At 63.3% G+C, this 10,285-nt stretch carries 7 protein-coding genes and 1 tRNA gene; 5 read left to right on the top strand and 3 right to left on the bottom strand.

What is annotated here, in order from left to right:
• Together VJV41_RS03795 and VJV41_RS03790 are read right to left on the bottom strand one after the other, a co-directional pair.
• Positions 1-1,176: PE-PPE domain-containing protein (locus VJV41_RS03795; RefSeq protein WP_325331234.1), on the bottom strand; the 1,176-nt coding region annotated here is incomplete at its 3' end.
• A gap of 170 nt (positions 1,177-1,346) precedes the next feature.
• Positions 1,347-1,832 (bottom strand): hypothetical protein, encoded by a 486-nt coding sequence (locus tag VJV41_RS03790; protein WP_325331232.1) that lies wholly within the window; start codon positions 1,830-1,832, stop codon positions 1,347-1,349.
• A 436-nt stretch (positions 1,833-2,268) separates the two neighbouring features.
• Between VJV41_RS03790 and guaD the strand changes: the two genes are divergently transcribed.
• Together guaD and VJV41_RS03780 are read left to right on the top strand one after the other, a co-directional pair.
• Entirely contained in the window at positions 2,269-3,669 is a 1,401-nt protein-coding gene (guaD, locus tag VJV41_RS03785) for a guanine deaminase (RefSeq protein WP_325331230.1), read from the top strand.
• Positions 3,670-3,730: 61 nt separating this feature from the next.
• Positions 3,731-4,468 carry a hypothetical protein gene (locus tag VJV41_RS03780; RefSeq protein WP_325331228.1) on the top strand — a complete coding sequence of 246 codons (738 nt, stop codon included), beginning with the start codon at positions 3,731-3,733 and terminating at the stop codon, positions 4,466-4,468.
• A 103-nt stretch (positions 4,469-4,571) separates the two neighbouring features.
• Here VJV41_RS03780 and VJV41_RS03775 read toward each other — a convergent pair.
• Positions 4,572-4,644 (bottom strand) — tRNA-Arg (locus VJV41_RS03775).
• Positions 4,645-4,774: 130 nt separating this feature from the next.
• On the opposite strand from VJV41_RS03775, the gene VJV41_RS03770 reads away from it, so the two are divergent.
• Genes VJV41_RS03770 through VJV41_RS03760 form a run of 3 tightly spaced genes read left to right on the top strand, consistent with a single transcriptional unit; the run spans position 4,775 to position 10,217 of the window.
• Positions 4,775-6,259 (top strand): wax ester/triacylglycerol synthase family O-acyltransferase, encoded by a 1,485-nt coding sequence (locus VJV41_RS03770; RefSeq protein WP_325331226.1) that lies wholly within the window; start codon positions 4,775-4,777, stop codon positions 6,257-6,259.
• Positions 6,256-7,875: an HAD-IB family hydrolase/lysophospholipid acyltransferase family protein gene (locus VJV41_RS03765; RefSeq protein WP_325331224.1), complete on the top strand. Its 1,620-nt coding sequence runs from the start codon at positions 6,256-6,258 to the stop codon at positions 7,873-7,875. The genes VJV41_RS03770 and VJV41_RS03765 overlap by 4 nt, the downstream gene beginning before the upstream one ends.
• A complete protein-coding gene (locus VJV41_RS03760) occupies positions 7,872-10,217 on the top strand; it encodes a glycerol-3-phosphate 1-O-acyltransferase (protein WP_325331222.1) in 2,346 nt (781 codons plus the stop codon). Before VJV41_RS03765 ends, VJV41_RS03760 begins: the two co-directional genes overlap by 4 nt.
• Positions 10,218-10,285 lie beyond the last annotated feature (68 nt).

The following is a 10,285-nucleotide window of genomic DNA, read 5'->3' as shown; positions in this document are numbered from 1 at the left end:
CGTTTGCGCGCCCTTGTCCGTGGACGCCTGCACATCCTTGTCCGTTGATACGGCGTCGGCCGTGAGGGTGGTCGTCGACGTCGTCGATGCGGTGGACCCGCCGCCGGTGACCGCTTCGAGTCCCTGCTGGATTGCGCCGGGAATCTTGGTCGCCGTCGCGACGATCTCTGCCGGCGGCGGGAATAGCCGTGCGGGCTCATACTTGCTGGGATCCGCCGGAATTGGATTGCCGCCGGGATACGCCGAATTGACCAGCACCGTCAGAAGCGGCTCGGTCAGATCCGCGATGAAATTGCCGAAAACCGGCACGACGTCGCGGATGAGGTTGGTCAGCGGCAGGCCGTTGCTCGTGTACGTCACATAGGTGGTGTTGCCGCGCTTGGTGACGTATGCGGCCACACGGTCGCCGGCCGGCACCTCGCCGCACTGTGCGTCCGGACATTCAAGCACTTGACCGTTGTCGGTGATGCCGCATGTGTTGGCTGACCCGCAGGTGTATTTGGGCGACCCGTCGACGTTGACCGGCAGGTCGAGGTGGTCCTGGTTCAGGTGGCGGTACAGGTATGCCACCAACGAATTCACGTCCGCCACGACGTTCCACACATCTGCGGGGGCGTTCGAGTTGTAGTCGTAGGCGTAACCGACGTCGACGAGGGCCGCAGCGTCGGTGTCGGTCGGAGTCGGGAACGGGTTGACGCCGATCAACGCAAACCACGGATAACGGGTGCCGAAGCCGCCGTTGGGCCTGGCGACGTTGTTGTCCAAGACGAACACGGTCTGCGGGAGCGTTGGATCGTGCTGTGCCTGCAGTTGCATCAGCAGCAAACTGGCATTGGCGGCGCCCCAGCCGGAGGAGAGGACGGCGTTCTGCTCGCCGGCGTTGGCCTGCAACGCCTGGTTGATTCCCCACGGCCCGGTGAAGAAGTTGACGTGGGTGATGTCGGTGCCGGTGGTGTTGTACGGCGGCGCATTGAATTTGCCCTGGAAGAAGTTCTCGTTGCCACTTCCGTCCGGGTGTGTAGAGCTGCCGACGACGATCAGCGCGGCAAGGTCAACCAGCGGCGCCGACAGTAAAGCCGGCTGCGTGGCGGCAACCCCGGCGATGCTCGTCGCGACCCCGACCGCCGCGACGCCCATCGTCATCTTCTTTATGCGCTTCTTACCGGTCGTGCTCATCTCCGGCGCCCTCCCCAAGCCTGTAGATAGCAACCCATCTTGCCAGGGGCGAGATCATCGAGAGCATACCCGCCGATATTTACGTATTCAACAATTTCATTGACAGCGCTAGCCGTTGGCAATTCTGTCTCCGATCGCTAACGCGGCCGCACCGCTGACGGCTGCAGGACTTATACGCGCTCGGCAGTCATGTTCATATCAACTGTGCCCTGGCATGGGCCGCTCGAGATTTCGGTGTGCATGATTCCGGAAAGCGACCCGTCGGGTTGGGGCGTATAGCGCACGTCGGCTCGCGCCGGGTTCCATTGGACCGTGCCGTCGTCCAGGATGCAGTCCCATTGGAAATCGCTCGTTTGTGTCCAGGACGAACCGTCCCAGGTGAATTGAACCGGTTGTGGAACCGTCGGATTCCTCGGGGGAGGGCCGCTGACGATCGTCGCCGTGCACTTACCACTTGTACAGCTCGACTGGAATCCATAGGTCTCGGCGTACTGCCCCTCAGGCTGACCGGCCGCCATGCTGGTCCCGGACTTTGGCCCAACGATGAACGTGATCGCGTACTCGCCGTTCCAAGACGGAGGGTCGGCGAATGCCGTTGGCGGAAGCGGAAGGGCGATCGCGAGCGACGCGGCGCCCAAACCGACGAGACTGCTCACAGGCTCTCGTATCATCGCTTTCTCCTCTGTGTATAGCTACACCGAGTGAGTGTCGCAGACTCAGCATTTCTGGATGGGTGAAAGTGCCTGCATCGCGATGTGCCATCTATATCCGTCACTGATGACGGCCAACACGGCCTGATGCTCTCAACCCTCATCTCAAACCGATGTGTCAAGCATCAACCGCTCGAATATGCCGGTTTTCGATTGCCTCCCAACGGGTTTTACTGCGGACGTGCTCGGCTGAGAACCCGACAAGTATCGCTGAATTGTGCTCATCGGCGATGAATTGACGACGAACCGCGATCGGTCCGAGCACTCTTGCGCCGGTGGAGGCGGACCCGCGAGTTCCGCATGTTTGAGCGCAAAGGGCGCGGGCCAGTAGTAGTGTGCCGTTCGCCTTGCTGTTTCGGATCAGATGCCGAGGAAACCCTTCATGCCGGCGAGTTGCGCTGTCCGCGGGAGCTTCTTCGATTTCGTCGACGACCCGTGGAAGTACCCCGGCCATGAGGACCGGGCCGCGCGCTTTGTCGGCGATGGTCTCTTGGTCGTCAGGGACGGCATCATCGAGGACTTCGGCAACTTCGCCGACCTGTCTGAGCGCCACGCCGGCCTGCCGGTGACGCACATCGAAGATCGCCTGATCCTTCCCGGGTTCATCGACGGCCACATCCATTTCCCGCAGCTCCGCGTCTTGGGTGCTTTCGGCAATCAACTGCTCGAATGGATGCGGAGCTGGATCTTCCCCGAGGAGCTCAAATACAAGGACCGCACCTACGCGCGCACCGCGGCCGGGCACTTTTTCGACGCACTGCTGGCCGGCGGCACGACCACGGCCATGGCCTTCACGACCAGCAGCCCGGTGTCCACCGAGGAGTTTTTTGAGGAGGCGACCCGCCGCGGCATGCGCGTCATTGCCGGCCTGGCGGGGATCGATCGCTTCGGGCCGGACGATTTCCTCATCACGCCCGACGACTTCTACCGCGAATCCAAGCGGCTCATCGATCGCTATCACCGCAAGGGCCGGAACCTTTACGCCATTACGCCCCGCTTCCCTGGCGTCTGCAGCTCCGAGATGTTGGAGCGCTGCCGGCAGCTGAAGCAAGAGCACGAGGACTGCTGGATCAACACCCACGTCTCCGAGAACCCCTCGGAAGTGCGGATGGTGCGCTCCGAATTCCCCGATTGCCAGGATTACACGGCGGTACATGCCCGCCACGGCCTCCTAGGCCCCAAATTCGTAGCCGGGCATGGCGTTTGGCTATCTCGCGACGAGCTCCGCCGCTTCTCTGCAGCGGGGGCGACCATCGCCTTCTGTCCGCTGTCCAACCTGTTCCTGGGTAGCGGTCTGTTTCGCCTCGGCAGGGCCCTGGACCCCGAGCACCCCGTGCGCGTTGCGCTGGGTTCCGATGTGGGAGGCGGCAACGCCTTCAGCATCGTCCGCGTACTGGAGGAGGCCTACAAGGTCGGCATGTGCAACAACACCATGCTCGACGGCTCTGTCGACTCGCGCGACCAGGACCGGGCGGAGGCCGAGCGCAACATCCTGTCGCCGTACAGGGCTTACTACTTGGCGACGCTGGGCGGCGCTCGCGCCCTCTACCTCGATGACCTCCTGGGGAATTTCGCCAAGGGTAAGGAGGCCGACTTCGTGGCGATCGACTGGAATGCAGGGCAGTCGGCCATGCGCTGGCGCCAATCGCTGACCGTTGAGGGTGCCCCGGAGACTGTGGATCAGGCGGCGCAGCTGCTCTTCGGCGTCATGATGGTCGGCGACGACCGCAACGTGGATGAAACCTGGATCGCCGGCAAACGGGCGTACAAAACGACGCCGTGACCGGACACTGACTTGAAACATCGGATCACAACGCGCAGGGACTCTTATGGAGGATGTGACAGTGCCGGAAAACAACGAAGATGGTTGTGTCAGTCCTGAATGCTTTCGTGCCTATGTCAACGCTGAAATCAAGGTGCCCAATACGCTCATTGCGGTGGGCCCCTACGTCGGCCGTGCCGCACTCGCATCGCTGCGGCCGGACGATGAGCTCAAGCCCGCCATAAAGAGGTTCGCCAACACCTACGCCTTCAGTCCCAGCCAAACAAAGAATGCAATCAAGACGGTTGTTCTTATACATCGGAGGTTTGGGGTCCCCGTTTTGCCCGAGGGCACGGACTTGCGAGGAGATAACGCAATCCGAGTGTTCAAGCACCAGCGATTCGAAGTCGTGTACATGGAAGGGGTGATGAACATCCTGGAGGCCATTCTGCGTTTGCACGGGGAGAAGGGGGAGAAGGGCTTTTCTCGCCAATCCCCTGTTGCGGAACTCTTGCGGCATCCCGACAAGCTGGCCGCAACGGTCGCGGCGTTGGCGGCAGCGGAGAATGCGATAAATTCACCGGCAGCCACCGAGAGGTCGGAAGCCTTCAAACAGAAATTCAACTTTGTCAAGTCTGGTGAAACGCCACGACCCATGGCACCAGGGGACAAAGACGGCATTCAAGCGGAAGTTATGCCGCTCATCATCGCGGCCGTCAGGCAAGCCTTGGCGGTGTGCAAACGGAATATCTCACACGACCAAGCTGAAGAATTCGTGCGTGTGTTGACGAGTCCGGAGCTTCATGAAGAGGCGGCTTGAGCTGAAGTCACCCCGCTGCCGTGCTGTGGGACATGAAGATGTGATGACCGCAAGAGTTTCAGTGCGCCGACGAAACGCCGCTGACTGGCGCCCCTGTTCAGAGCACCCCCGGCAGGACTTGAACCTGCGACCTACCGCTTAGAAGGCGGCTGCTCTGTCCGCTGAGCTACGGGGGCAGCCTCGCGAGTTTATCTTGCGATAACGGGGAACCCTGCGCCCGCAACAGCTATATAAAGCCGTTCCGCGCCAACGGGCGGCGGACTAGCGTGGTGTCTGCACTTCGGAGTAGGGATGGGAGCGACGAGCATGAGTGACGTGCCGGAACTCGACGCGGCAGGTCTTCCGGAGGAACTCAGCGCGTTCGACCAGATATTGCATCGCGGCGAAGCCAACCCGCGTACCCGCTCCGGCATCATGACGCTGGAGATCCTCGACGCGACGCCTGACTGGGAGCGCTTCCGGGCCAGGTTCGAAAACGCCTCGCGCAAGGTGCTGCGACTACGACAGAAAGTCGTCACGCCGACATTGCCGACCGCGGCGCCGCGCTGGGTCATCGACCCCGACTTCAACTTGGACTTCCACGTCCGCCGGCTGCGCCTCCCCGAACCGGGGACGCTGCGCCAGCTCGTCGACTTGGCCGAGGTCGCGGCGCTGTCACCGCTCGACATCTCCCGGCCGCTGTGGACCGCGACTCTCGTCGAGGGCCTCGAAGGCGGACGCGCCGCCGTCATGATGCACCTCAGCCACGCCGTCACCGACGGCGTCGGAGCCGTCGAAATGTTCGCCAACATCTACGACCTCGAGCGCGAACCGCCGCCGCAGGCCCCTCCGCCGCTACCCATCCCGCAGGACTTGTCGCCCAATGACCTGATGCGCCAAGGGATTAACCGGCTGCCCAGCACCATCGTGGGTCGGCTGGGGGGAGTGCTGTCCGGTGCCGCGCATGTGGTGGGCGAAGTGATCCGCGATCCGATATCAAGAATGGGCGACGCCGTCGAGTACGCGATGTCGGGTGCCCGCGTGGTCGGTCCTGTCGCTCCGCCGTCGCCGGTGCTCCAACGCCGCAGCCTGTCGTCGCGCACCGAAGCGATCGACATCGAGTTCGGCGACCTGCACAGGGCCTCCAAGGCGGCCGGTGGCTCGATCAACGACGCCTACCTGGCCGGGCTCTGCGGAGCCCTGCGTCTGTACCACGAAGCCAAGGGAGTTCCGATCGACGCGCTGCCGATGGCGGTGCCGGTCAACCTGCGCTCCGAGGCGGATCCGGCCGGAGGAAACCGCTTCGCAGGCGTCAACCTCGCGGCGCCGATCAGCCTGACCGACCCCGAGATTCGGATCAAGAACATCCGCTCACAAATGACACGCAAACGCGACGAGCGCGCTATCGACATGATGGGTGCGATCGCGCCGGTGCTCAGCCTGCTGCCCGACACGGTCCTGGAGTCGATGGCCGGCTCGATCGTCAACTCCGACGTTCAGGCCAGCAACGTGCCCGTGTACGCGGGCGACACCTTCATCGCCGGCGCAAAGATATTGCGGCAGTACGGCCTTGGCCCGCTGCCGGGCGTGGCGATGATGGTCGTGCTGATCTCCCGCGCGGGATACTGCACCATCACCACGCGCTACGACCGCGCCTCCATCACCAACCCGGAGTTGTGGGCACGCTGCCTGGTGGCCGGGTTCGACGAAGTGCTGGCCCTTGGCGGTGAGGGCCGAGCCGCGCCGGCGTCGTTCGCGATCGACACCGCCGAACTCAACCCGGTCTCTTCGAACGGAAGTGCGGCGCAATGACTTCGGCCAACGGTCAGTCCAACCCCCGTACATTGCGGCTGCCGGGATCGGTCGCTGAGATCGAGGCCAGCCCGCCTGGGCCCGAGGTCGGCGCGTTCTTCGATCTCGACGGCACTCTCGTCGCCGGCTTCACAGGCGTGATCATGACCCAAGACCGGTTGCGGCGTCGGCAGATGTCCGTCGGCGAATTTATCGGCATGGTGCAGGCTGGTCTCAACCACCAGTTGGGCCGCTCGGAGTTCGAGGACCTCATCGGCAAGGGTGCCCGCATGCTGCGCGGCAGCTCACTCGCCGACATCGACGAACTCGCCGAGCGGCTGTTCGAGCAGAAGATCGTCGGCCGCATCTATCCGGAGATGCGCGAGCTGGTGCGTGCACACATGGCGCATGGGCACACCGTGGTGCTCAGCTCGTCGGCGTTGACGGTGCAGGTGGAACCGGTGGCCCGATTCCTCGGCATCGAGAACGTACTGAGCAACAAATTCGAAACCGACGAAAACGGTTGCATCTCAGGTGAAGTGCTCAGACCCATCCTCTGGGGACCGGGCAAGGCGAGGGCGGTGCAGGCGTTCGCCGCGAAAAACGGCGTCGATCTGTCCAAGAGTTACTTCTATGCCGACGGCGACGAAGACGTCGCGTTGATGTACCTCGTCGGCAATCCGAGGCCGACCAACCCGGCGGGCAAGCTCGCCGCGGTTGCAGCCAAACGTGGTTGGCCCGTGCTGCGGTTCACCAGTCGCAGCGGAAGCAATCCGATTTCGCAACTGCGAACGGTTGCCGGTGTGGCGTCGATGGTGCCGATTGCCGCCGGTGCGCTTGGGCTTGGGTTGCTGACCCGCAATAGGCGGACCGGCGTCAATTTCTTTACCTCGACGTTCGGTCGGGCGCTATTGACGGCCACCGGCGTCAACGTCAACGTGCTGGGCAAGGAGAACCTCACCGCTCAGCGACCCGCCGTCTTTATCTTCAATCACCGCAACCAAATTGACCCGATCATTGCCGGTAGATTGGTCAGCGACAACTTCACGTCGGTCGGGAAGAAGGAGCTCGAGAACGATCCCATCGTCGGCACGATGGGCAAGATCATGGACGCCGCCTTCATCGACCGCGACGATCCTCAGAAGGCCGTCGAGGGGCTCAGGAAGGTGGAAGAGCTTGCGAGAAAAGGCTTGTCCATCCTCATCGCGCCAGAAGGTACTCGCCTCGACACCACAGAAGTCGGCCCGTTCAAGAAGGGACCCTTCCGGATCGCGATGTCGGCCGGAATCCCGATCGTGCCCATAGTCATTCGCAACGCCGAGGTGATCGCCGCGCGGGACTCGAGCACCTTCAACCCCGGCACCGTCGACGTCGTGGTGTATCCGCCGATTCCGATCGACGACTGGACCCACGACAACCTTCCCGAGCGCATCGCCGAAGTTCGTCAGCTATACCTCGACACACTCAAAGCCTGGCCGCACGACCAGGTGCCTACGGCCGAGCTGTACAAGCGTAAGAAGGCTCCGGCGAAGAAGGCCCCGGCGAAGAAGACTGCAAAGAAGGCGGAGAAGGCGCCCGCGAAGAAGGCGGCAGCCAAGAAGGCGACGAAAAAGGCCGCCGCGAAGGGCCGGCCGTGAAGGTCCCTGCCGACAGTTACGCCCCCTTCACCACCACCGACGACGCGCTTGTTCTCGCATCGGTGTCGTCGCCCGCCGAAGAGGAGCTGCTCAACGATTGGCTGGAACGCCAGAGGCGGGAGAACCCCGACTCACACGTCGACGTGCTGCGCTTGCCGGCGGAGGATCCACCCCCCGGTGTGCTGGCGCAGCTCGTTGAAGAACTCGAAGCCGACGAGGACCGGTCCGTCGTACCGGTGCGGGTGTTCTGGGTGCCCGGCGGTCTGCCCAGGCGCTCCAAGATCGTCTCGTTCGTGTCGGGTCGCGACACCTACCGCCCGCCGGAGCTTCTCCAGCGCCGCATCCTGCGCAAGGACCCGTCGCGCGCACGCGTAGTCGCGGGTGAGCCGGCGAAGGTCTCCGAGTTGCGTCAGCAGTGGAGTGACACCACCGTCGCCGAAAACCCCCGTGACTTTGCACGATTCGTGATCCGCCGCGCAATTCTGGCGATCGAACGAGTCGAGTACCGGCTCCTGGGGCCGGAGTACAAGTCCCCACGGCTGGTCAAGGACGAGATGCTCGCGTCCGCCCGGTTCCGCGCCGGCCTGGAGAAAATTCCCGACGCCACCGTCGAAGAAGCCGGCCAGATGCTCGACGAGATGGCGACCGGGTGGAGCCGGCTTTCGATCGACTTCATCCCGACGCTGAGTCGGGCGATCTTCAGCCGCGGCTTCGATCCGCGCATCGACTACGACCGCGACCAGGTCGAGGCCATGCGCAGCAACCTGGAGGACCATCCCGCAGTGCTGCTGTGGTCGCACCGGTCCAATCTCGACAATCCGGTGCTGACGGTGTCGTTGTACGAGAACCGATTACCGCCGGTGCACACGTTCGGCGGCATCAACATGGCCTTCCCTCCAATGGGGTCGCTGATGCGCCGCTCGGGAGTCATCTTCATCCGACGCAAGATCGACAACCCGCTGTACAAGTATGTACTCAAGGAGTACATCGGATATGTAGTCGAGAAGCGGTTCAACCTGAGCTGGTCGATCGAAGGAACCCGCTCACGCACCGGCAAGATGCTGCCACCCAAGCTGGGTCTACTCGCCTACGTCGCCAATGCCTATCTCGAAGGCCGTACCGATGACCTACTGCTGCAACCGGTTTCGATCAGCTTCGACCAGCTGCACGAGACGGCCGAATACGCGGCCTATGCACGTGGCGGGGAGAAGACGCCCGAAGGACTGAGCTGGCTGTACAACTTCATCAAGGCTCAGGGCGAGCGCAACTACGGCAAGATCTACGTGCGCTTCCCCGAAGCGGTGTCGATGCGGCAATACCTGGGGCCGCCGCACAGCCCGCTCACCGAGGACGACGCGGCCAAACGCCTTGCGCTGCAAAAGATAGCGTTCGAGGTGGCCTGGAGGATCCTGCGGGCGACTCCGGTCAACGCGACGGGTTTGGTGTCCGCATTGCTGCTGACCACACGCGGTGTGGCCCTCACACTTGATCAGTTGCACCACACGTTGCAGGACTCGCTGGATTATCTGGAGCGCAAGCAAACCCCGATGACCAACAGCGCATTACGGCTGCGCACTCCCGACGGTGTGCGCGCAGCGCTCGACGCGTTGTCCAACGGACATCCCGTCACGTGCATCGGCGACGGGAGAGAACCGGTCTGGCGGATCGCGCCCGAACAGGAGCATGAGGCCGCGTTCTACCGCAACTCGATCATCCACGCGCTTCTGGAGACGGCGATCGTCGAGCTCGGCCTCGCGTACGTCGCCCGAGCGGAAGGCGAACGGCTAGAAGCCTTTTGGTCACAGGTCATGCGGCTTCGCGATCTGCTGAAGTTCGACTTCTACTTCGCCGACTCCGCTGCGTTCCGCGAACACGTGGCAGAGGAGATGTCGTGGCACGAGGACTGGGAAGACAGCGTCGCCGCGGGCGGTGAACAGATCGACGCGCTGCTGCGGGAAAAGAAGCCACTAATCGCGGCGGCTGTGCTGCGGCCATATTTCGAGGCGTACGAGATCGTGGCCGACGTGCTGCGTGATGCGCCGGTCGAGATCGATGAGAAAGACCTGACCAAGAAAGCGTTGGGCGTCGGCAGGCAGTACGCCGCACAGAACCGGGTGCGCAGCAACGAGTCGGTGTCGGCGCTGCTGTTCGCGACCGCGCGACAGGTGGTCGCCGATCAGCATCTGATGGAACCGGCGGCCGATCTCGACGAGCGACGGACGGCGTTCCGCGATGAACTGCGCGGGGTCCTGCGCGACATGGACAAGGTCGAGCAAATCGCCCGCGAACAGTTCTACATGCGCGAGATGAAGCGACGCGGGCTGCGCAGCGAGTCCGCCTAGGTACTGCGCCGCGCGTCACACCAGACCGTCGAACGCCACGCCGCCGCCGGCGGCTAGTCAGATGCCAC

It is taken from the genome of Mycobacterium sp. (assembly GCF_035274705.1).
GTDB lineage: Bacteria > Actinomycetota > Actinomycetes > Mycobacteriales > Mycobacteriaceae > Mycobacterium.
Note: the sequence above shows the minus strand (reverse complement) of the source record. Positions and strands in the feature narration are given on the sequence as shown.